At 58.9% G+C, this 20964-nt stretch carries 21 protein-coding genes; 12 read left to right on the top strand and 9 right to left on the bottom strand.

Annotated elements, in window-relative coordinates:
* Nucleotides 1–188 precede the first annotated feature (188 nt).
* The 8 genes from thiC (at nucleotide 189) to ACTG27_RS14430 (ending at nucleotide 9533) form a co-directional block, all read left to right on the top strand.
* Entirely contained in the window at nucleotides 189–2180 is a 1992-nt protein-coding gene (gene thiC, locus ACTG27_RS14465) for a phosphomethylpyrimidine synthase ThiC (protein ID WP_041209655.1), read from the top strand.
* Entirely contained in the window at nucleotides 2177–3793 is a 1617-nt protein-coding gene (thiE, locus tag ACTG27_RS14460) for a thiamine phosphate synthase (protein WP_439979875.1), read from the top strand. The genes thiC and thiE overlap by 4 nt, the downstream gene beginning before the upstream one ends.
* Nucleotides 3783–4559 carry a HesA/MoeB/ThiF family protein gene (locus ACTG27_RS14455; protein WP_439979874.1) on the top strand — a complete coding sequence of 259 codons (777 nt, stop codon included), beginning with the start codon at nucleotides 3783–3785 and terminating at the stop codon, nucleotides 4557–4559. Before thiE ends, ACTG27_RS14455 begins: the two co-directional genes overlap by 11 nt.
* Nucleotides 4556–4762 carry a sulfur carrier protein ThiS gene (gene thiS, locus ACTG27_RS14450; RefSeq protein ID WP_368167316.1) on the top strand — a complete coding sequence of 69 codons (207 nt, stop codon included), beginning with the start codon at nucleotides 4556–4558 and terminating at the stop codon, nucleotides 4760–4762. The genes ACTG27_RS14455 and thiS overlap by 4 nt, the downstream gene beginning before the upstream one ends.
* 85 nt (nucleotides 4763–4847) lie before the next feature.
* Nucleotides 4848–5615 (top strand): thiazole synthase, encoded by a 768-nt coding sequence (locus tag ACTG27_RS14445; protein ID WP_439979873.1) that lies wholly within the window; start codon nucleotides 4848–4850, stop codon nucleotides 5613–5615.
* Nucleotides 5612–6868: a 2-iminoacetate synthase ThiH gene (thiH, locus tag ACTG27_RS14440; RefSeq protein ID WP_439979872.1), complete on the top strand. Its 1257-nt coding sequence runs from the start codon at nucleotides 5612–5614 to the stop codon at nucleotides 6866–6868. The genes ACTG27_RS14445 and thiH overlap by 4 nt, the downstream gene beginning before the upstream one ends.
* Before the next feature lie 766 nt (nucleotides 6869–7634).
* Nucleotides 7635–8864 (top strand): AAA family ATPase, encoded by a 1230-nt coding sequence (locus ACTG27_RS14435; RefSeq protein ID WP_439979871.1) that lies wholly within the window; start codon nucleotides 7635–7637, stop codon nucleotides 8862–8864.
* A 3-nt stretch (nucleotides 8865–8867) separates the two neighbouring features.
* Nucleotides 8868–9533 carry an HNH endonuclease gene (locus ACTG27_RS14430; RefSeq protein ID WP_439979870.1) on the top strand — a complete coding sequence of 222 codons (666 nt, stop codon included), beginning with the start codon at nucleotides 8868–8870 and terminating at the stop codon, nucleotides 9531–9533.
* Between the two features lie 182 nt (nucleotides 9534–9715).
* Here the strand turns inward: ACTG27_RS14430 and ACTG27_RS14425 are convergent, their stop codons facing one another.
* From ACTG27_RS14425 to ACTG27_RS14405, 5 genes are all read right to left on the bottom strand, one after another.
* Complete coding sequence (locus tag ACTG27_RS14425; RefSeq protein WP_439979869.1) at nucleotides 9716–10258, bottom strand: GNAT family N-acetyltransferase; 543 nt, start codon at nucleotides 10256–10258, stop codon at nucleotides 9716–9718.
* Nucleotides 10259–10280: 22 nt separating this feature from the next.
* Complete coding sequence (locus tag ACTG27_RS14420) at nucleotides 10281–10721, bottom strand: hypothetical protein (RefSeq protein WP_439979868.1); 441 nt, start codon at nucleotides 10719–10721, stop codon at nucleotides 10281–10283.
* Between the two features lie 79 nt (nucleotides 10722–10800).
* Nucleotides 10801–11214 carry a GNAT family N-acetyltransferase gene (locus tag ACTG27_RS14415; protein WP_429033983.1) on the bottom strand — a complete coding sequence of 138 codons (414 nt, stop codon included), beginning with the start codon at nucleotides 11212–11214 and terminating at the stop codon, nucleotides 10801–10803.
* 28 nt (nucleotides 11215–11242) lie between these two features.
* Nucleotides 11243–11878 carry a Vat family streptogramin A O-acetyltransferase gene (locus tag ACTG27_RS14410; protein ID WP_439979867.1) on the bottom strand — a complete coding sequence of 212 codons (636 nt, stop codon included), beginning with the start codon at nucleotides 11876–11878 and terminating at the stop codon, nucleotides 11243–11245.
* 22 nt (nucleotides 11879–11900) lie between these two features.
* Nucleotides 11901–12218, bottom strand: a complete 318-nt coding sequence (locus tag ACTG27_RS14405) for a DUF6968 family protein (RefSeq protein WP_439979866.1) — start codon at nucleotides 12216–12218, stop codon at nucleotides 11901–11903.
* A gap of 335 nt (nucleotides 12219–12553) precedes the next feature.
* Between ACTG27_RS14405 and ACTG27_RS14400 the strand changes: the two genes are divergently transcribed.
* Together ACTG27_RS14400 and ACTG27_RS14395 are read left to right on the top strand one after the other, a co-directional pair.
* Entirely contained in the window at nucleotides 12554–13444 is an 891-nt protein-coding gene (locus tag ACTG27_RS14400) for a diguanylate cyclase (protein WP_439979865.1), read from the top strand.
* 471 nt (nucleotides 13445–13915) lie between these two features.
* Entirely contained in the window at nucleotides 13916–15190 is a 1275-nt protein-coding gene (locus tag ACTG27_RS14395) for an amino acid permease (RefSeq protein WP_101530032.1), read from the top strand.
* A gap of 66 nt (nucleotides 15191–15256) precedes the next feature.
* On the opposite strand, the gene ACTG27_RS14390 is transcribed toward ACTG27_RS14395, so the two are convergent.
* Entirely contained in the window at nucleotides 15257–15895 is a 639-nt protein-coding gene (locus tag ACTG27_RS14390) for an exopolysaccharide biosynthesis protein (RefSeq protein WP_069529294.1), read from the bottom strand.
* 252 nt (nucleotides 15896–16147) lie between these two features.
* Here ACTG27_RS14390 and ACTG27_RS14385 point away from each other — a divergent pair, with 252 nt between their 5' ends.
* A complete protein-coding gene (locus ACTG27_RS14385; RefSeq protein WP_439980525.1) occupies nucleotides 16148–16768 on the top strand; it encodes an outer membrane beta-barrel protein in 621 nt (206 codons plus the stop codon).
* Nucleotides 16769–16858: 90 nt separating this feature from the next.
* Here the strand turns inward: ACTG27_RS14385 and ACTG27_RS14380 are convergent, their stop codons facing one another.
* Nucleotides 16859–17782, bottom strand: coding sequence for a GGDEF domain-containing protein (locus tag ACTG27_RS14380; protein WP_439979864.1), 924 nt, complete (start codon nucleotides 17780–17782; stop codon nucleotides 16859–16861).
* A 505-nt stretch (nucleotides 17783–18287) separates the two neighbouring features.
* On the opposite strand from ACTG27_RS14380, the gene amt reads away from it, so the two are divergent.
* Nucleotides 18288–19715, top strand: coding sequence for an ammonium transporter (gene amt, locus ACTG27_RS14375; RefSeq protein WP_005355035.1), 1428 nt, complete (start codon nucleotides 18288–18290; stop codon nucleotides 19713–19715).
* A gap of 82 nt (nucleotides 19716–19797) precedes the next feature.
* On the opposite strand, the gene ACTG27_RS14370 is transcribed toward amt, so the two are convergent.
* Nucleotides 19798–20265, bottom strand: coding sequence for a glycine zipper 2TM domain-containing protein (locus ACTG27_RS14370; protein ID WP_005340126.1), 468 nt, complete (start codon nucleotides 20263–20265; stop codon nucleotides 19798–19800).
* 97 nt (nucleotides 20266–20362) lie between these two features.
* Entirely contained in the window at nucleotides 20363–20860 is a 498-nt protein-coding gene (locus ACTG27_RS14365; RefSeq protein ID WP_439979863.1) for a GNAT family N-acetyltransferase, read from the bottom strand.
* Between the last annotated feature and the right edge of the window lie 104 nt (nucleotides 20861–20964).

Raw genomic sequence — 20964 nt, 5'->3', positions numbered from 1 at the left:
CGGTTGTCCAGCATGTGGGGCGCCTTGCCCACAGCGTGCAGAGAGCGGGAAGTGGCAGAACAGCGGCGCGGAGATCCATCCCGCGCGCACTCCCTCCCGAGATAAACTCCCCGCCGCAAGTTCATCTTCTCCTCGAACTCCAGACAAGCAAACACCCATAACTTCAACCAGTTAATGTGAGTTTTGCTATGTCTACTTCTGTATCTGATACCACCAAATCCAGCCGCCGCGAGCAGCGCTCCAGCGCCCAGGCCTTTATCGATAGCCTCAAGGGGATGGCTCACCCCAACTCCCGCCGCATCTTTATCGAAGGCTCCCGCGCCGATATCCGGGTGCCCCTGCGGGAGATCCAACTGGCCGACACCTTCGTCGGCGGCACCAAAGAAAATCCCCAATTCGAGCCCAACGAGCCGGTGCCGGTCTACGACACCTCGGGCCGTTACGGGGAGGAGGGGGTCGCCATCGATGTGCGCCGCGGTCTGCCGCGCCTGCGGGAGAACTGGGTGCTGGAACGGGATGATACCGACGAACTGCCGGGGCTCAGCTCCACCTTCACTCAGGAGCGTCTGGCCGATGAGGGGCTGGATCACCTGCGCTTCGAACATCTGCCGAAACCGCGCCGCGCCAAGCCGGGTCGCCGGGTCACCCAGCTCCACTACGCCCGTGCCGGTATCGTCACTCCCGAGATGGAATTTATCGCCATTCGCGAGAACATGGGGCGCGAGCGGGTGCGCTCCGAGCTGCTGCGCACCCAACATCCGGGCCGCGATTTCGGTGCCCGCCTGCCCCAGAACATTACCCCCGAATTCGTGCGCGATGAGGTGGCCGCCGGTCGCGCCATCATCCCCAGCAACATCAACCACCCGGAAGCGGAGCCGATGATCATCGGCCGCAATTTTCTGGTGAAGATCAACGCCAACATCGGCAACTCGGCGGTCACCTCCAGCATCGAAGAGGAGGTGGAGAAGCTGGTCTGGTCCACCCGCTGGGGCGCCGACACAGTGATGGATCTCTCCACCGGCCGTTACATCCACGAGACCCGCGAGTGGATCCTGCGCAACAGCCCGGTCCCCATCGGTACCGTGCCCATCTATCAGGCGTTGGAGAAGACCAACGGCATCGCCGAAGACCTCACCTGGGAGCTGTTCCGCGACACCCTGCTCGAACAAGCCGAGCAGGGGGTGGACTACTTCACCATCCACGCCGGCGTCCTGCTGCGCTTTGTGCCGATGACCGCCAAGCGCCTCACCGGCATCGTCTCGCGCGGCGGCAGCATCATGGCCAAGTGGTGCCTCTCCCACCATAAAGAGAACTTCCTCTACCAGCACTTCCGCGAGATCTGCGAGATCTGCGCCGCCTATGACGTGGCCCTGTCGCTGGGCGACGGTCTGCGTCCGGGCTCCGTCTATGACGCCAACGACGAGGCCCAGTTCGCCGAGCTGCGCACTCTGGGCGAGCTGACCAAAATCGCGTGGGAGTACGACGTGCAGGTGATGATCGAGGGGCCGGGCCACGTGCCGATGCACATGATCGAGCGCAACATGACCGAGCAGCTGGAGCACTGCCACGAGGCGCCCTTCTATACGCTGGGCCCGCTCACCACCGATATCGCGCCGGGTTACGATCACTTCACCTCCGGCATCGGCGCCGCGCTCATCGGCTGGTACGGCTGCGCCATGCTCTGCTACGTCACCCCCAAGGAGCATCTGGGGCTGCCCAACAAGGAGGATGTGAAGCAGGGGCTTATCACCTACAAGATCGCCGCTCACGCCGCCGATCTGGCCAAGGGGCACCCGGGCGCCCAGATCCGGGACAACGCCATGTCCAAGGCGCGCTTTGAATTCCGCTGGGAGGATCAGTTCAATCTGGCCCTCGACCCCGACACTGCCCGTGCCTACCACGATGAGACCCTGCCGCAGGAGTCCGGCAAGGTGGCCCACTTCTGCTCCATGTGCGGGCCCAAGTTCTGCTCCATGAAGATCACTCAGGATGTGCGCGATTACGCGGCGAAGCTTGAGGCGGTAGAGATCAAGCTGGTCGGCATGGATGGCCAGCAGGAGCAGGTAGTGGCTCAGGTGGAGAGCGGCATGGCTCGGATGGCGGAGACCTTCAAGGAGACCGGCGGCGAGATCTACCATCAGGCGGCGGCGCTGAAACAGGCCGCAGGGGAGGAGGCGTGAGCAGTGCAAGCGGGGCTGTCAGCCCCGCCGATCTGTCGCCCGTGATGGACTCCCGCCCAGTTGTCTGGACCATCGCCGGTTCCGACTCCGGCGGCGGCGCCGGCATTCAGGCCGACTTGCATACATTGCACGACCTTGGCGTGCACGGCTGCTCGGTCATCTCCGCCATTACCGCCCAGAACTCGGTGGCGGTGAAGATGGTCGACCCCGTGCTGATGCAGACCTTCACCGCCCAGATTGACGCCCTCGGCGTCGATCTGCCGCCTGCCGCCATCAAGATCGGTCTGCTGCCGACCCGGCTCCATGTGGAGGTGCTGGCCCGTCGACTGGCTGCCATCGAGGCCCCCTTCGTGGTCTACGACCCGGTGGCCATCGCCAGCACCGGCACCCCGATGGCGGAGCCCAATATGCTGGAGGCGGTGCGTGAACAGCTGTTGCCACGTCTGTCGCTCATCACCCCCAACGGCCCCGAACTGGAGGCCCTGACCGGCATTCCTGCGACCAGCCCTGTGCTGGTGCGCTTCGCCGCCCAGCGGCTGCGCGAACTGGGCGCTCGCGCCGTGCTGGTCAAGGGCGGCCATCTGGGTTGGAGCGGTGAGCTCTGCCTCGACTACTACCAAGACGAGACCCGCGAATTCTGGCTCGCCGCACCGCGCCTAGATACCCGCCACGGCCACGGCACCGGCTGCTGCTACGCCAGCGCCATCGCCGCCGTGGTGGCGCAGGATTATCCGGTGGAAGACGCCATCACCCTGGCGCGTGCCTACCTGCAACAGGGCTTGGCTGCAGCGCAGGGAGTGGGCGCAGGCCCGGGCCCCATCGCCCATCTTGGCTGGCCCGCCGATCTTGCCCACTTCCCCCGCGCCGTGTTGGCGGGATCAACCCTCGATCGCCGCTTCGGACTTTATCAGACAAGCAGCGCCCGCCTGCCGGATGGCCCCTTCGCGCCGACCGAACACAACCTCGGCCTCTATCCGGTGGTGGATTCGGTCAAGTGGCTGCGCCGCCTGCTGGGGCTGGGGGTCAAGACCATCCAGCTGCGGATCAAGAATCTGCCTGCCGCAGAGGTGGCGCCGGCCATTCGCGATGCGGTAGCGCTTGGTCGCCGTTATGGGGCGCGGCTCTTTATCAACGACTTCTGGCAGCAGGCCATCGAGGCGGGAGCCTGGGGCGTGCATCTGGGGCAGGAGGATATGGAGACCGCCGATCTCGCCGCCATTCAGGCCACCGGACTGCGCCTTGGCATCTCCACCCACGGCTACTTCGAGCTGATGCGGGCCCGCGAGCTGGCGCCCTCCTATATGGCGCTGGGTCATATCTTCTCGACCAACACCAAGGCGATGCCTTCGCGCCCGCAGGGGCTGGTGCGGCTGCATCGCTACCGCGCCCTGATGTGCGACTGGCCGACTGTGGCCATCGGCGGCATCAGCGAGGAGCGGGTGGCGGCGGTCAAGGGGAGCGGGGTCGGCAGTATCGCGCTGGTCTCGGCCATCACGGCCAGCGACGACTGGCAGGGGGCGACCGAGCGACTGCTCGCGGCCGTGGGGGTGGGGGATGAGCCGCGTTCAGCACAGCTCATGACCGACTTGCAGGAGGCTGCCCATGCTCTCTGATGCTGAGTATTTGCGATACGGCCGCCAGCTGATGCTGGCGGAAGTGGGTGAAGAAGGGCAGGCACGGCTGAAAGATAAGTCTGTGCTGATCGTGGGCCTCGGCGGGCTTGGCTCACCGCTCGCCCTCTATCTGGCGGGGGGCGGGGTGGGCACCTTGTGGCTGGCTGATGGCGACACGGTGGATTCCAGCAACTTGCCGCGCCAGATCCTGTTTGATAGCGAGGCGGTCAACCACTCCAAGGCGGAGCTGGCCCGCGAGCGCTTGGCCGCCCACAACCCGCAGGTGGAGCTGATCGCCATCAACCAGCGGCTCGATGCCGCCAGCCTGCCGGAGTTTGTGGCCGAGGTGGATCTGGTGATCGACTGCTGCGACAACCTCGCCACTCGGCAGGCCATCAACGCCGCCTGCGTGGCTCAGGGTAAGCCCTGGATCTCCGCCGCCGCAGTGGGCTGGCAGGGGCAGCTGATGGCGCGCACAGGTACGGATCACGCCTGCTACGCCTGCCTCTATCCGCTGGATACCAAGATCAAGGAGAGCTGCGAGACCAGCGGCGTCACCGGCCCGCTGGTCGGGGTGATGGGTTCCTTGCAGGCGCTGGAGGCATTGAAACTGCTGCTCGGGATGCCAAGCCCGGTCGCTGGCACATTGCGCCGCTTCGATGCTTTGACCCATCAGTGGCAGACCCTCACTCTGGCCCCCGATCCCGATTGCCCGGTTTGCGGGCAGCGCCGATGCCCGTCACACGATAAGGAGATCACCCCATGACCTTGACCATTCGACTCAACGATAAAGCGCAGCCGCTGGCGACAGGGCAGAGCGTGGCCGACCTGCTGGCGGCGCAAGACGTTAATCCACAGGGAGTGGCGGTAGCCCTTAACGGCACCGTGCTGCCCCGTGGCCGCTGGGCCGAGACCCGTCTCAATGACGGGGATGAACTTCACCTCTTTACCGCCATTGCGGGAGGCTGATCCATGATGCTTGCGATCCCATCTTCGAGCGTTCTGCCTTGCGGCGGAACTTCATCTCTTCTTACCACTGTGGCGGGAGGCTGACATGCTGACCATTGCCGATCACACCTTCTCCTCGCGCCTCTTTACCGGCACCGGCAAGTTTGCCCGCCCGGAACTGATGGCTGCCGCCATCGAGGCGAGTGGCTCCCAACTGGTCACCATGGCCATCAAGCGGCTCGAACCGGGCAAGGCCCACGACGATATCCTGAGCCCCTTGCTGCAACTCGGGGTCAAGCTGCTGCCCAACACCTCAGGCGCCAAGAGCGCCGCTGAGGCGGTGTTTGCCGCCCATCTCGCCCGCGAGGCGCTGGGCACGAACTGGCTTAAGCTGGAGATCCACCCCGATCCGCGCTATCTGCTGCCCGATCCCATAGAGACGCTGAAAGCCGCCGAGCAGCTGGTGAAAGAGGGCTTTGTGGTGCTGCCCTACTGCGGGGCCGACCCCGTGCTCTGCAAACGGCTGGAAGAGGTGGGCTGCGCCGCCGTGATGCCGCTCGGTGCGCCCATCGGTTCCAATCAGGGGCTGGTGACCCGGGAGTTTCTCGCCATCATCGTCGAGCAGGCCAATGTGCCGGTGGTGGTGGATGCGGGGATCGGTGCGCCGAGCCATGCCGCCGCCGCCTTTGAGCTGGGCGCCGATGCCGTGCTGGTCAACACCGCCATCGCGGTGAGCGGCGATCCGGTCGCCATGGGCCGCGCCTTTGCGCTGGCCTGCACCGCCGGGCGCAGCGCCTATGAGGCAGGTCTCGGCGCCCGCGCCCTGCAGGCCCAAGCCTCCAGCCCGCTCACCGATTTTCTGGGGGCGTTATGAGTCATGATGCTGGCGCGGGACAATATCCAATCGCCACGCCCTCTTTCTCGGTTTCTCCTGTGGTTGATGTGTTTAGCTCCCCTCTTGGCTCTTCACAAAATAAGGGAGAGGGGCTGGGGGGGAGGGCTAAAGAGCTTACCTTTCTCGACCGATGGCAGGAGCTGGAGTGGGACGATATCGGCATGCAGATCCGCGCCAAGACAGCCGCCGATGTGGCCCGCGCCCTGAGCGCACCGCGCCGCACCCAGAGCGATTTTATGGCGCTGATCTCCCCAGCCGCCGAAGCCTATCTGCCGCAGATGGCAGCCGAGGCCGAGCGGCTGACCCGCCAGCGCTTTGGCAACACCATCGGCTTCTATGTGCCGCTCTATCTGTCGAATCTGTGCGCCAACGACTGCACCTACTGCGGCTTCTCCATGAGCAACCGCCTCAAGCGCAAGACCTTGAATAGCGACGAGATTGAGCGCGAGTGTCTGGCCATCAAGGCGCGCGGTTTTGACAGCGTGCTGCTGGTGACCGGCGAGCACGAGCACAAGGTGGGGCTCGCCTATTTTCGCGAGGTGATGCCCATCATCCGCCGCCACTTCAGTACGGTGGGGATGGAGGTGCAGCCCCTCTCGCAGGCCGACTATGCCGAGCTGAAAAGCCTCGGCCTCGATGCCGTAATGGTTTATCAGGAGACCTACCACGCCCCCACCTATGCCCGCCACCATCTGCGCGGCAACAAGCGGGACATCGCATGGCGCCTCGCCACGCCGGATCGACTTGGCCGCGCCGGTATCGACAAGATCGGGTTGGGGGCGCTGATCGGCCTCTCCTCGGACTGGCGTGCCGACAGCTACTTTGTCGCCGAGCATCTGAGCTGGCTTGAGCGCCACCACTGGCAGAGCCGCTACTCGCTCTCCTTCCCGCGCCTGCGCCCCTGCACCGGCGGACTTGAACCTGCCGTGGTTATGTCGGATCGCCAGCTGGCCCAGCTGATCTGCGCCTGGCGCCTCTTCTCGCCCACGCTGGACTTGTCCCTCTCGACCCGCGAGTCGGCCACCTTTCGCAACGGCGCGGTGCGCCTTGGCATCACCCAGATGTCGGCCGAGTCGCGCACCCAGCCGGGAGGCTATGCCGAGGGGGATGCAGAGGAGCTGGAGCAGTTCGCCATCCACGACGACAGGCCGGTAGGAGAGGTGGCCGCCGCCGTGCGGCAGGCCGGCTTGCAGCCGGTGTTCAAGGACTGGGAGCCCTTCTTGGGCCGATAGGGGCGGCCACGCCCCCCTTTGCCGGTGGCATCCCGGCGTCCAGCCAGACTCCGTGCCTGTGGCAAGCAGGCACGGCTGCGTCGTGCAATCGTAGGGTCGATTAGCCGTCAGGCGTAATCGTCCGGGGGGATAGTCGATGGCACGGCTTCGCCGTGCAGGACGCGAGGCCGCTGGCCTCGAAGGGGTTTCGCCCGCCCTTCGGGCTTGGGCGAGTAACTTTTCTTTGCGTGGCCAAAGAAAAGTCACCAAAAGAAAGGCCACCCCCACTTATTCGCCCGACTTCGTCGGGTTCCTTCGGCTCACCCGCTTGTCCGACGGCACGCGCCGACGGGCCATCCATGGCCCGGCGCCGCTCGCTCGACATCCTGTCTCGCGGCCTGGTCAAGCGTGCTCACCTCTGCGAATAAGAGGGGGAACCAAAACCGTGCCCGCCATCACCTCAGGGGGTAGTCGTAGGGTGTAATAAGCGGAACGCATTGCAGCACTAATGAATGGTTTTATATCACCATCGTCGGTATTGCAGCGGATATGTGAAACTCTGGTTAATCGTTGTGGCAATCAAGCTTTCTTCCACACTTAAAAAGGAAGCCGATATAGAGTTCTTCTATGCTGATATTTTTATCCAAAAAATAATGTTAATGGCAATCATATCAGCGTGCATTTGACTTCACATATGGTGTAGCCTATTTAGCCTTGGTGAAATTGCATGCAATGCTTGGTATGATTGTTACGATACTATTTTGTCTGTAAATAGATGGAGAGAATTATGATAAAGGAAATTGATTTTAAACTATCTGGGAGTATAGATAAGAGAGTAAAAATACCGTTAAATGGTAAGAATCTTATTATTACTGGTGCAAATGGCTGTGGTAAAACAAGATTTTTACGTCAATTAAATGACTATCTACGCGGGGTTCTTGAACGGAAAATTCAACCGGAAGATGTAATATTACGTGAGTTGGAAAGCGCCCAGGAAACATTTAATAGCATAGATTTGTCTCATCAGCACTATCAATATCATAAAGATAGAGTAGATGAGATTTCAAAAAAACATCAGCAGTCAATAAATGAAAAAATAGAATTTGAAGGCCTCATGGACATATTTTCATTGCTAAATGAAAAGGCATTTGTTCTTAGGTTTTTTGAGGCGAATCGATTAGCTAATCAATTGGCAAATAATGGGCAAGTAGAAAATATCGCATCGATTAAACAACGTGGCATGCAAGAGGATATATTGCAGGACTCAAGTGATAAATTTGAAAGATATCTTGTTAGTTATTATAACTATGGTAGCCATGTAATTGCTCGTGAAAATAACCCAGAGAAAGCAAAGCAAATCAACAGCTGGTTTGATAAAGTGGAAAGCGATCTTCGTAATTTATTTGAAGATAGTCAATTGTCTCTGAAATATAATCCTGAAGAACAGGCTTTTTATATACATCAAGATGGGAAAGAACCATTTAGATTTGACAATCTTTCATCTGGTTACAGTTCTATTCTCAGTATTTATGCTGATTTATTAATGAAGGTTGAGCTTCGTGATGTACCATCAAATAAAATTTCGGGATTTGTTTTAATTGATGAAATTGATGCACATCTACATGTCTCAATTCAAAGGAAGATTTTCTCATTTTTTGACAAAGCCTTCCCAAAAATTCAGTTTATTATTACCACGCATTCACCATTTGTTATCCAATCAGTAAATGATTCAGTTATTTATGACTTAAGTAAAATGGAGTGCTTAGAAGACTTGTCGATGTATTCTTATGAGTCAATTTTGAAAGGTTTACTAGGTGTTGATAGTACATCTAATCTGTTAAATGAACAGCTAGAGCTGATGGCTCAACTTATACAGCAGAGGCCGATTAACAAAGATGAGTTGCAAAAGGTTGTTAATTTAATTGAGCCTCATGAAGCACGATTGGACTCGAAGTCGAAAGCGTTTCTTCTTCTTGGTAAGAATGCACTTCTTGATGCTAATGATGGTGAGGAGTAGCAGATGTTTAATGTTACTCGAATTTATCCGGCACCTGCATGTATAGCAAGAGGTCATTACACTAAAGAGGAAGTTCTCGTAGTGTTAAAACCAATGTTCTTTGAAAAATGTTATCTTTGTGAACGTGATGAGATTCAAGATGTAGAAGTAGAACATTTTATTCCTCATGAGGGTGATGATGCGTTAAAATATTCTTGGGAGAATCTTTTTTACTCTTGCTCGCGTTGTAATAGCATCAAAAGTAATCGACATGTCAATCTTCTTGACTGTACAGATGGTGCCTTGGATGTAGGCTCATTAATTAGTTGCAAGATGCCATCAGCACCATCAGATAGGGTGATGGTCGGAACTACTAGCCAGAATCCGACTCAAGAAATGATAAACACGGCAAGATTACTTGATGAATGCTTTAACCTTGAAAATACTGCATTGCGAGGTATAAGCCGTGAGGCCTTGATGGAGCAGTTATGGGATCACTACACAGACTTATTGAATGCTAGACGCGTTTTAAGAAATAAAAAATCTCCAGAGGTGGACAAAATTCGTGCAGAGCAAACTATTTCTGCAATGTTGACAGTGAAACATCCATTTTCAATATTTTGGCGTTACTACTATTTAGGTGACACCTTCTTGGTTAATACATATGCTCACTTAAGAGTTGGTTTTTAAGTTGAAGCGAATACTATATACGTCCCAACATAAATAATTGGGTCTTATATAATGAAATTCTGAGGGGTACGCTATTTTGGCTTCTGTGTCTGGGGTGCCTAGGTGAAAGTGCAGAGTGAGTTTTCCATGACCATCGTCCATGCAGGTTATCGAGGTCGATAGGATTTGCTCTACTGCAAGATTTAGTAGGCTGTAATAAGGGAGTAAACATTCGCATCCATAGGCAGTCCATGGAGAAAGATACGGTTCCTTGCCCGGCACTCAAAGGTAGCCCCTGCGGCGATGGCAACCGCTTCGCTGGCGCTGTTGCCGATTCCCATCACGATCTCCAGCCGAAATAGACCCAGCTGCCGAAAGCCAAAGTCACGGAGCAGGGCGACCGCCTGTCGGGCGATGCCGCAGCCTTGGCGGGATTGGCGTACCCAATAGCCGATATTGCCGTAGCGATGGTGGGGCGACAGCTGGTTGATACCTGCGCCACCCAACAGCTGGCCGGTGGTGGCGCAGAAAATGCCCATGTCAAAGGCACGTCCCGCTTCGCGATCCTGCTCGCAGTTGGTAAACCACTCCAGTGCGTTTTCCCGAGTAAATGAATGGGAGCACCAGCTCATCCATTTACCGACCGTCTCGATCGATTCGTGGGCCGCGCGGACAAACTCGTCAGCATCGCTCGGCTCGAATGGGCGGATTACGATCTGGGTGTTGGCAACGGTAGTGAGCTGCATCGTGCTTCCTGCTTGATGGTGTCTATGGGGCTGCGCTGCCCAGTTGCTTGAGGGAAGCCGTCAGCGAGAAAGGCTGAGCAAATTCCTTCATCCCGGCCAATCTATCCAGCTCTGCTTGGCCGACTTGCTGCAACTGAGCTTGCTGGGCGGGAGTGAGCGTGGTGGTTCTCGCCTTGATCAGGGTGTCGAGAAAACTACGGTCTCCCTCTACCGCCTGATGGAACGCCTTGATCGCCAGCGCATCCACTTCTGCTGCGGTGCAGCGCTCCATGCTTTTCTCATGCAGATAGATCAGCACGGTCGTCTGTTGTTCCTTCTCCAGTGACCAGAAGGGGTCGCTTTTCGCGGGCAGTGTGGCGCTGTGTTGTGACTTGAGCGCTTCGCACCGCTCAAATGCCGGATCCAGATCGTGTAGTGACAGGGCAAAGGCGCTGGAGCTGGTTGTAAGCAGTGCAAAGAGCAAGGCAAGGCGCCTGTAGAAGGAGAGACTCCTGCTACCCGGCGCCTTGTTTATTGCAGGGCTGTTGCGGCAGCTCATCGGCTTATGACTGCTTTTTCAGAAAGTAACTGATATGCCCCGGCGGCATATCGGGCAGCTGGCCAAAGACCTCGTAACCCTGCTTCTGGTAGAAGGGGAGGGCCTGAAAACTGGTGGTTTCCAGATGGTAGTTGCTGATGCCCTTGCTTTGGGCGTACTGCTCCATGGCGCCCAGCAGGCGGCCGCCCCAGCCATCGCGGCGGATGCTTTCGTCGATCCAGAGCCAGTCGACGTGCAGCCAGCCCCACTTGATGTCGGCGATGATGCCGCCGTGTACCTTGCCCTCTTCATCTTTGATAAAGCTGGCGATCCGTTCGCGCAGATGGGTGCCGGCGTGATCCTTGTTGAAGCCCGAGAGACCAATGCGCAGCGCTTCGATCTCATCGTCCTGAGGCGGTTGGGGTGGGGTTAGTTGCATAGTGCTTCCTGCTTGATGGTGGTTGTCTCTAACGGGTTGCCGCTTCCAGCGCGGCTATCTCACCGCCGCTGATAAGCGGCAGGTTGCGGCTGATCTGCTCCACCGGCCAGTCCCACCAGGCGATGGCGTTGAGACGGGCGATGGTGTCGTCGTCGAAGCGGTAGCGGATCACCTTGGCCGGGTTGCCGCCGACCACGGCGTAGGCGGGCACGTCACCGGTGACCACGGAGCGGGCGGCGATAATGGCGCCGTTGCCGACTTTTACCCCCGGCATGATCAGGGCGTCATAGCCAATCCAGACATCGTTGCCGATGATGGTATCGCCCTTGTAGGGGAGGCTGCCCGGGGCGGGGGCGGCGCTCTCCCAGCCGTTGCCGAAGATAAAGAAGGGGTAGGTGGAGAAGCCGGAGGTCTGGTGGTTGGCGCCGTTCATGATGAACTTCACCCCGCGGGCGATGGCGCAGAACTTGCCGATGATGAGCTTGTCGCCGATGAAGGGGAAGTGGTAGAGGACGTTGCGCTCGAAGCCCGCCGAATCCTCCGGGTCGTCGTAATAGGTGTAATCACCCACCTCGATATTGGGCCCCTTGATGGTGTTCTTGATAAAGCACACCTGGGGGAAGCCGTTCATGGGGTGGGGATTGGCGGGATCGGGTCCGTGCATCTGGTCTCCTTGGATGGGCGGGCTAGAGCGCCGGGAAGTAGCAGGCGCTCATGTCGATGGGGTGATCGGGGCTGCCTGGCAGATAGAACTGCCAGCCCGCATCGGAGAAGGCGCGCAGCTCGGTCTCGACAAACTTGATGGCGAGGCTCAGGGCCTGCAGGCTGTCGATGCCGTAGATAAAGGTTTTGTCGCTCAGCCCCGCCAGTTTCACCTTGCAGCGCCAGTCACCGCTGGCGGACTTGGGATCCGGCTCGGGGGCCTTGATGGCGATTTTGAGGACGAGCTGTTCCCCTTCGGTGCTAATGGCGTCGAAGCGGGCGGTGACGATGGCGTTTTTCATCTGGCGATTCCTTTTCCGTGGTACAGCCCCTGCGGTTGCGGGTGGCTGGCGTTCCTGATGGCTGATGAGGTGAAAACTGGACTCAGGACGGCCAGCGTAAATGAACTTGTGAGTTGAAACAATGGGATATGCGCGACCGGGGGAGGGGGCTTTCGCCGCTGTGAGCGAGCTCAGTGGCGGGAGTTGCAACGCGCTGGCCGAGAGGCTGGCAGGCTGCTAGATGTAAAGGATTGTTGGCTGTGGCCGCAGATTTTTCTGTTCTGCCGATGAGGGCGAGTGAGTCCTCTTGAGGCAGAATATCTCCCCCTGTTTGACGCTGAAGTACAGGAGTCTCCGTGGCGCTTTCGGTAACCCAGCTTTATGAAGTGATGGCCCAGCTGCCAGATCCCGTCTTTATCCTCAGTGAAGATGGCTATTACGTGGAATATATCGGCGGCATGGAGCAGCAATCCTATCACGACGGTAATCCGCTGGCGGGCAAGCAGTTGGCAGATGTGCTGCCACCCGAGATGGCCATGTGGGTCAAGGCGCAGGTGGCCGAGTCGCTGGCAAACGGTCAGGTGCGGGTGGTGGAGTATGAGCTCTCCGCCGTCGAAGTGGGGGGGATCAATGCTGCCGCCGGGCCGCAAGGGATACAGCGTTTCGAGGGCAAGATTGCGCCGCTGCCCTCCCTCTATGACGGCAAGCGGGCGGTGGCCTGGGTGACCCGCAATATCACCCGCCAGTACGAGTTGCAGCAGCGACTGCTGCGCCAGAGTGAAACCGACCAGTTGACCGGCCTCTACAACCGCCGTTTCTTCTTCGAGCACTGCCAGCCGTTGCGGGCAGGGGAGGCCCCCTGCGGCCTTATCATGCTCGACATCGATCACTTCAAGCAGCTCAACGATCGTTACGGCCACCAGCAGGGAGATCGGGCCTTGCAGCGCTTCAGTAGTTGTATCGATGCTCTGTTGCGGGCGGATGACCTCTTTGTGCGCAGCGGTGGCGAGGAGTTTCTGATCCTGCTGCCGCGGATCGATGAAGCCGGTTTGCAGCAGATGGCGGAGCAGATCCGTGCCGCCGTCGAAGCGCTGCCTGCCGATCCGGTCGCCATCACGGTCAGTCTGGGCACAACCCTGGTGCAGCCGGAGGAGGAGATCAATCAGGCGCTGGCCCGGGCCGACGAGTGGCTCTATCGGGCCAAGCGGGCAGGCCGCAACCGGGTGGCGCACTGCCCGGCAGGTTGAGAGTGCCACCCCGGTTGCTGCGGGAAATAGCCTGTGCTTTTACCCTGAATAAATTGGCTGACATCACTGTCAATTAGTAGAAAAGTTGGCCGTATTATTTAACTCATATTCCACAGCTTAAGGTGTTAATATTATCGGCCTGATCGCTGGTCTTATTTGTGTTGTTGGGCAACAGCATGAGGTTTTATCGGTATGTTATCAAACAGGCGTGAATCTGGTTTTGGGTGACGAATGTGATACATCCTGTTGTCTTTTGAAACATTCCGATTCAAACAGTCATGAATTATTAACCTTGACCCGGATAGCGATTTCAACGATGGTAGCGTGGCAGCTCCGTTTCTCTCCGGTGGCCCTGTTGGCCGCTGGCGGCGTTGTTTTTTCATGTGCAGGGCGATATGCAACGACATATCTCCAGCCTGTTATTCGGGCCAATAAAAATAATGATGACAGATTAATAAGGTATATATTGCAATGAGTGTTTCTATTGCTGAAAAGAGTAACCCTGTTTCAAAATTGAAATGGGAGAAAAGCGATTCGGTATGGACCATGGGCCTATATGCCACTGCTGTCGGTGCCGGTACGTTATTTCTCCCTATTACTGTTGGCAGTAATTCTCCGGTTATTTTGCTGTTTATTTTATTGCTGGCTTTTCCGCTCTCTTATTATTCCCACCGGGCATTGAGCCGCTTTGTGCTCTCCAGCTCCCATCGGGAAGGGGATATCACTCATGTGGTGGAGGAGCACTTCGGTGCCAAGGCGGGCAAGCTGCTGATGCTGGTCTATCTGATGGCCTTCTACCCCATCATTCTGGTCTACAGCATCTCCATCACCAACGCGATTCAGAGCTTCGTGGTTCACCAGCTGGGGGATGCCGAGCTGCCGCGCGGCTTGCTGGTGCTGGGGGTGATGCTGGGCCTGCATCTGGTGCTGCTGGCCGGCAAACAGATCGTGGTGTCGGCCATCAGCGTGCTGGCACTGCCGATGGTTGCCTTTCTGATTGGCCTCTCTATCTATCTGCTGCCCCAGTGGAGCCTCTCCTATTTCAGCGAGAGCCAGGCGGTGGATTGGCGTGATCCGGCGTTCTGGAAATCCCTCTGGCTGATCGTGCCGGTGATGGTCTTCTCTTTCAGCCATGCGCCCATTATTTCTTCCTTCAGCGCGGCGCAGAAAAAGCGTTGTCAGGAGAGCGCCGACCTGCGCGCCAAGCGGATCATCAAGTACAGCAGTATGCTGATTTGCGGCAGCGTGCTCTTTTTCGTGGTGAGCTGCGTGATGAGTCTGAGTCAGGCCGAGATGGCGCTGGCCCGCACCGACAATATCTCGGTGCTGTCGGCGCTGGCGAACAAGTTCTCCAATCCGCTGATCGCCTATGTGGGGCCGCTCATCGCCATTCTGGCCATGTCCAAATCCTTCCTCGGCACCTCCATGGGGGTGAGCGAGGGGACGGTGAGCATGGTGAGCGGTGCCTGTCAGGGGCTGGGGCTCTCCCTCAAGGAGTCAACCATCGCCCGGGTGTCATCGGTGATCCTGTTTATGGTGACCGCCGTCATCACCTATCTGAACCCCAATGTGCTCGACATCATCGAGCGCGTCAGCGGCCCGCTGATCGCGGTGATCCTGTTTCTGCTGCCGGCCTGCTCCATCTATCGCTTGCCCGCACTCAAGCGTTATCGCGGGCCGAGTACCCTTTTTGTGTTGGTGATGGGGCTGCTTGCCATCTCGGCCCTTATCTACGATCTGCTTTGACCGGGCGGTATCCCGCACAAATCAAAAAGGGCGACCATCTGGTCGCCCTTTTTCTGTGCATCGGGGTTAGCCGAGCAGGCCGCTGGCGCTCTGGCCCGCCATCAGCAAGCCGATGGCCAGCACGCTGAACCAGACCAGGGTTGCGCTTACCAGCAGATAGCCGCTGGCGACGAACAGACCATCCCGCTGCAACATGCCAGTGGCCAGCAGCAGGATGGCCCAGGCAGGCATGGCGTTGGTGAACGGGATGGCGCCCAGGGGCAGCATCAGCAGCAGGGCGGCCAGCATGATCAGCAGGCCGTTGCAGCGGTTGACCGTGTTGCTGCCGGTCAGCACCAGCAGGCGTGGGCGGATAACGCGATCGACCCGGGCCAGCAGATCCGCCCCCTTGTGCAGGGTCGGCTTGAGCTGGTCGGCGGCGAAGCGGCGCTCCATCAGCATGGCGGGCAGCCAAGGCACCCGATTGAGGGTGATGCCGATGCCGATAAAGAGGATCAGCAGGCCAAACGGGGTGCTGACCCCGGGAATGGAGACCGGCAGCAGGAAGGGGACGGTGAGCAGCACGCAAAACAGCAGCATGCCCTGCTCGCCCACCAGCGCGAGCATCTGGCGCAGGCTGATGTGGCTCTCGTCGATGGCATGCGCGGTGGCCCGCAGGGTATCCGCGAGGGTAGTTTGGGGGTCGTGAAGTTGCGCGGCAACCATTCCCTGATGTCCTTTTGAGTAGTGATAACGGGCCCCGATGACCCGATTTGGCGCCAGCATACGTGGCAGAGGTTAACCGTCGATGAATGGTGGCAGGGGCGCATAGCGGCGCCAGTGGGGCGGCTCGGCAGAGGTTCCGGCGAGAGGGAAATCCCGCGACGAAAGTGATCCGGTACAGCCGCCGTTTAGGATGGGCGCAGGACGCCTCTGGTATGCTTTCTGCACAATCACACAGGGAGCAGGGGGATGATGATGAAGAGAGCAGGGATCGTGATAATGGGGCTGCTGCTGCCACTGGGGCAGGCCTGGAGTAGCGAGGCCTCGACCACATCCGGTTGGCAGGTGACGCCATTTTTTGGCTACAGCTCAGCCATCGATTTTGAGAAGAGTGATGAGGTGCAGCCGATCTCGCGCTCGGCCTCGCTCGATTCACTGCAAGGACAGAGCTCCGGCAGCTGGGGCTTCTTTATCAGCAAGGAGGTGGATGATCCCGGCATGATTGAGCTGCTCTACAGCCATCAGTCCACCACCCTCTCTCCCGACCAGCCGGATCGCCTGACGGTGGACACCCTGCACTTTGCCGGTGCGCTTACTCTCTCTGACAACCTGATGGCGCCCTATATCGGCGCCGGGATCGGGGTGACCCGCTTTGCCGCCTACGACAGCGAGGTGACTCCTTCCATGTCGCTGGCGCTCGGGGTGCAACCGCGCCTCGCCGAGCATCTGGCCCTGCGGGCCGAGGTGCGCGGTTATGGCTCGCTGGTTAACGACAACAACCAGTTTCTCTGCAACCCTGAGCAGTGCGTGTTCAAGGTGCGCGGGGAGCTGGTAACCCAGTGGCAGGCCAATATCGGTCTTACCCTCCGCTTTTAGGCGGGGGGATTTCCCACATGAAACAAGGGCCCTTGGGCCCCTGTTTCAGCAGCAATCTTCCGCCGTGATCGGCAATCAATCGGTAGATCTTCACGTCTCCTTGTTAGTCGGCATCGCCCATACCGCGCAGTTTCTGCCCGCCTCCTTGGCGCCATAAAGCGCCTGATCCACCCGTTTGAACAGCGAGACTGCCGGCTCCTTGGGCTCGCGGATCCCCACTCCCAGGCTGACCGTCATGGTATGGGCCGGGTCGGGGGCTATGGTGCGGGTCGCAGTGAGCAGGGTGTTGGCCAGTTGCTGTAGCTCGGCTTCGTGGGCTAAGGGCAGCAGCAGGGCAAACTCTTCACCCCCGACACGGGCCGCCAGCGCACCGGGCGGGCAGTGCTGTTGCAACAGCTCGCCAAACTGCTGCAACACCCGATCCCCGATATCGTGGCCGTAGTTGTCATTGATCACCTTGAAGTGATCGAGATCCAGCAGGATGAGGGCGTGGCAAATCCCCTGTTCCAGAAACAGCTGCTGATGAAAGTAGCGCCGGTTTGGCAGCCGGGTCAGATCGTCGAACAGCGCCTGCTGTCTGAGCTGGGTATTGATGTGGAAGAGGTGGTGCATGGTGCTCAGGATACCGATGCTGCTTAGCAGGATGCCGCTGGAGCGCAGCAGATCCTCGGCATAGATGGCGAGCCAGAGTGGCTGCGCCACCAGCTCATCCATGATGTCGGCGGTGGCCCCCATGATCCACAACATCAGACCGCAGGAGAGCATGCGGTAGGTGTGGGTGGGCAGGTGGGCGCACTGCACCACCCAGAACAGGAACAGCATGGTGAGCCAGTTGATCACCTCGAAGCCAAAGCTGACGGCGTAAAAGCGCTCGTAGGGGAAGTGGGGCAGCAGCAACAGATGAAGGGCCATGATGGCCAGCATCACTATACCCAGCAGCGCGATGTGGGCGCGATGCTCCCGGTCGAGATGACGGTAGTGGGAGGGGCTGATGTCGAGACGATCGAACTGCATGGTGTTCCTCGGATTGGGCCTGCCATCAGCTTGCAAACAAGGGGCTGTGTAATGGCATGCCGTGGTCGGATAACAGGAAACTGCTGGTCTGTCAGTGTAAACGAGCGGGCCCGCAGCGCGCGATATCGATGACGTCAGCTTGTGGGCTGGCTCAGGGTTTGCGCACTTCTGGTGCGTGAAGTATCGCCTGCCCTGTGACAGGGCGACCCTGGGCAGGTTAGCGCAGCTCATGCGCCAAATTGGTGCATTGATGATGCGCAATCTTATTAATGCCATGATTTAAAAGGATTTAAATTTATGGCCCGCTTTATGCTTTTTACATGTCAGACGGTCTCTTGCGGTCATCGGCGGCAGACGCAGTGATGAGGAAGTGGCAAGAGGCATCCCCGTGCCGGGCGCGGGTGTGATTCTGGCGGGTTGCAGCAACACCTTGCGGTTCGCCACAGATTCAATCAGGGAAACGGAGCCGGTCTTGTACCGGTACGACAGGGAAGGAGAGTGCTCTATGGTCAAAAAATGGATGATGGCGGGTCTGACGATGTTGCCTGCCTTGCTGGTTACCCCAAGTTGGGCCGAAGAGGTCGCTCAGGTACAGGCGGCGGTGGCGCCGGTTGCCGCCATGACAATCAACAAGGGTGACAACACCTGGATGCTGCTCTCGGCGGCGCTGGTGATCCTGATGTCGATCCCCGGTCTCGCCCTCTTCTACGGTGGTCTGGTGCGGGCCAAAAACATGCTGAGTGTACTGATGCAGGTCTTTACCCTGTTCTGCCTCATCTGTGTGCTCTGGGTGATCTACGGCTATTCGCTGGCCTTTACCGAGGGGGGCAATTTCTATGGCTCCTTCAGCAAGGTGCTGCTCAAGGGGGTGACCCCTGACTCCATCGCTGCCACCTTCAGCAAGGGGGTCGGGATCAGCGAGCTGATCTATGTGGTGTTCCAGGGGGCCTTTGCCGCCATCACCTGCGGCCTTATCGTGGGGGCGTTCGCCGAGCGCATCAAGTTCGCCGCCGTGCTGCTCTTCTCGGTGATCTGGTTCACCTTCGCCTACATCCCGCTGGCTCATATGGTGTGGTACTGGGCGGGTCCGGATGCCTATACCAGCGCCGAGGCTGCGGCCACAGCGACCGCCACTGCCGGCTATCTGTTCCAGCATGGTGCGCTGGACTTTGCAGGCGGCACAGTGGTGCACATCAACGCCGCCGTGGCGGGTCTGGTGGGTGCCTATCTGGTGGGCAAGCGTCTGGGCTACGGTCGTGATCCCATGACCCCCCACAGCCTGACCATGACCATGATCGGTGCCTCCCTGCTCTGGTTCGGTTGGTTCGGTTTCAACGCGGGCTCCGCGCTGGAAGCCAACGGTATCGCCGCACTCGCCTTTATCAACACCTGGGTGGCGCCGGCTGCGGCAGCTCTCTCATGGACCTTGGCCGAGTGGGTGATGAAGGGACGTCCCTCCCTGCTGGGTGCGGCATCCGGTGCGGTGTCCGGTCTGGTGGTGATCACCCCGGCAGCCGGTTTCGTCGGTGTGGGCGGTGGTCTGGTGATGGGCCTTATCAGTGGCGTGGCGGGTCTGTGGGGTGTCCACGGTCTCAAGCGCCTGCTGGGTGCCGATGACAGTCTGGACGTGTTTGGCGTACACGGGGTGTGCGGCATTCTCGGCGCCCTGCTGACCGGCGTCTTTGCCAGCCCGGATCTGGGCGGCACCGGGGTGTGGGACTATGTCACCAATCAGGTTGCCGAGGGTTACTCCATCCTGACTCAGGTGAAGATCCAGGCCATCGGGGTCGGTGTCACCCTGCTCTGGTCCGGTGCCGTGGCGGCGATTGCCTTCAAGGCGGTCGACATGCTGGTGGGTCTGCGGGTGAATGGCGATGCCGAGCGGGAAGGGCTGGATGTCACCTCCCACGGCGAGAAGGCCTACAGCATGTAATTCCGAACGTCAGACAACAAAAAACCGCCGGTTCCGGCGGTTTTTTTATGACTCTAAAGCTGCAAAGCCTGAGTTTACACGCTTAATTCACGACGGCCACGTTGATGCTGCCATTGCCCTGGGTCATGCGCACGCGAGCACCCGGGGTGAAGGTGGGGCTGGCTTTCTGCACGACCACGATGGCTTCGCCGTTCTCTTTCTTGATCTCCAGCTCGACGCCGTCGACCTGATTCATCTTGTTGCCGATGGCGTTGCCTGCCGCTGCACCGGCGATGGCGCCGCCTGCGGCTGCGATATCGCGTCCGGTGCCGCCACCGACTGTGCTGCCCAGCAGGCCACCGACTACGGCGCCGCCAATGGTGCCAATCAGGGAGTTCTCATCGGCCTGTATTTTCACCGGGCGGGTGGAGATGATGGTGCCGTAGCTGACGGTCTGCACCTGTTTGGCGCGGTCCTTGGTGTAGACATCGCCAGAGTAAACGTCACTGTTGGCGCATCCGGTGATGGTGGTCGCTGCCAGCAGGGCAATAAGGGTCATACGCTTCAACATGGTGGGCCTCCTGGGCTGCACGTAATTTGAACAATCCGGTTGATGAGTGAACTTTACTCCAACCCCGTCACACATGAAATCGGCAAAATGTAACCAATTATGCGTTCTGTAACCGGTTTTGTCCTTGAATCGCAGCTGTACCGGAGAGGGTTTTAACCAGCAGCAGACGGTCTTCTCCGGGGCCGAAGTAGTCGGCTATTTCCGCCTGCAATGTGTAACCGAGCCGGTAGTAGAGGCGCTGGGCCGGATTGGCCGGATCGACCGTGAGCCGCAGTTCGCTGATCTGCAGCGCCTGCTGGTTGGTCTCCATCTGGCGCATCATTCGCTCCGCGAGGCCGAAACCGCGCGCCTCGGGCAGCACCGCCAGCGAGAGTACCCAGCCTTGCGACCGCTCCTGACCAAATCCCCCCAGCACATAACCCACCAGCTGCCCCTCGTATTCAGCCACCAGCAACAACTCGGGCCACAAATCCATCGCCTGACGGAAGAAGAAGGCGGGATAGACATCTTCGCCAAACACCTTGGCATCGATCTGCCAGATGGCGTGCATGTCATTGTGGGTAGCGGTGCGTAGCAGGGGCGGGTTGTGGTGCATCAGGACTCCATTGGCAGCAAACGGATCGGCAACGCCGCTGACCTTGGGGTCAACGGCAAAAAAGGAGTCATAGGGTAGTGGTCATCCCCTGCCGGATGCAAGGG

Source organism: Aeromonas sp. 97A (assembly GCF_051919185.1).
GTDB classification, from domain to species: Bacteria; Pseudomonadota; Gammaproteobacteria; order Enterobacterales; family Aeromonadaceae; genus Aeromonas; species Aeromonas veronii.
This window is presented reverse-complemented; position numbering and strand designations above follow the sequence as displayed.

What these genes read in the sequence shown, in the direction of transcription:
- thiH (WP_439979872.1), top strand. Translation starts at nt 5,612, where the DNA reads ATGAGTCATGATGCTGGCGCGGGACAATATCCAATCGCCACGCCCTCT.
- ACTG27_RS14405 (WP_439979866.1), bottom strand. Translation starts at nt 12,218, where the DNA reads ATGAAAAACGCCATCGTCACCGCCCGCTTCGACGCCATTAGCACCGAA.
- ACTG27_RS14435 (WP_439979871.1), top strand. Translation starts at nt 7,635, where the DNA reads ATGATAAAGGAAATTGATTTTAAACTATCTGGGAGTATAGATAAGAGA.
- ACTG27_RS14370 (WP_005340126.1), bottom strand. Translation starts at nt 20,265, where the DNA reads ATGTTGAAGCGTATGACCCTTATTGCCCTGCTGGCAGCGACCACCATC.
- ACTG27_RS14380 (WP_439979864.1), bottom strand. Translation starts at nt 17,782, where the DNA reads ATGCAGTTCGATCGTCTCGACATCAGCCCCTCCCACTACCGTCATCTC.
- thiS (WP_368167316.1), top strand. Translation starts at nt 4,556, where the DNA reads ATGACCTTGACCATTCGACTCAACGATAAAGCGCAGCCGCTGGCGACA.
- ACTG27_RS14410 (WP_439979867.1), bottom strand. Translation starts at nt 11,878, where the DNA reads ATGCACGGACCCGATCCCGCCAATCCCCACCCCATGAACGGCTTCCCC.
- ACTG27_RS14425 (WP_439979869.1), bottom strand. Translation starts at nt 10,258, where the DNA reads ATGCAGCTCACTACCGTTGCCAACACCCAGATCGTAATCCGCCCATTC.
- ACTG27_RS14445 (WP_439979873.1), top strand. Translation starts at nt 4,848, where the DNA reads ATGCTGACCATTGCCGATCACACCTTCTCCTCGCGCCTCTTTACCGGC.
- ACTG27_RS14430 (WP_439979870.1), top strand. Translation starts at nt 8,868, where the DNA reads ATGTTTAATGTTACTCGAATTTATCCGGCACCTGCATGTATAGCAAGA.
- ACTG27_RS14390 (WP_069529294.1), bottom strand. Translation starts at nt 15,895, where the DNA reads ATGGTTGCCGCGCAACTTCACGACCCCCAAACTACCCTCGCGGATACC.
- ACTG27_RS14395 (WP_101530032.1), top strand. Translation starts at nt 13,916, where the DNA reads ATGAGTGTTTCTATTGCTGAAAAGAGTAACCCTGTTTCAAAATTGAAA.
- amt (WP_005355035.1), top strand. Translation starts at nt 18,288, where the DNA reads ATGGTCAAAAAATGGATGATGGCGGGTCTGACGATGTTGCCTGCCTTG.
- ACTG27_RS14365 (WP_439979863.1), bottom strand. Translation starts at nt 20,860, where the DNA reads ATGCACCACAACCCGCCCCTGCTACGCACCGCTACCCACAATGACATG.
- ACTG27_RS14415 (WP_429033983.1), bottom strand. Translation starts at nt 11,214, where the DNA reads ATGCAACTAACCCCACCCCAACCGCCTCAGGACGATGAGATCGAAGCG.
- ACTG27_RS14385 (WP_439980525.1), top strand. Translation starts at nt 16,148, where the DNA reads ATGAAGAGAGCAGGGATCGTGATAATGGGGCTGCTGCTGCCACTGGGG.
- thiC (WP_041209655.1), top strand. Translation starts at nt 189, where the DNA reads ATGTCTACTTCTGTATCTGATACCACCAAATCCAGCCGCCGCGAGCAG.
- ACTG27_RS14455 (WP_439979874.1), top strand. Translation starts at nt 3,783, where the DNA reads ATGCTCTCTGATGCTGAGTATTTGCGATACGGCCGCCAGCTGATGCTG.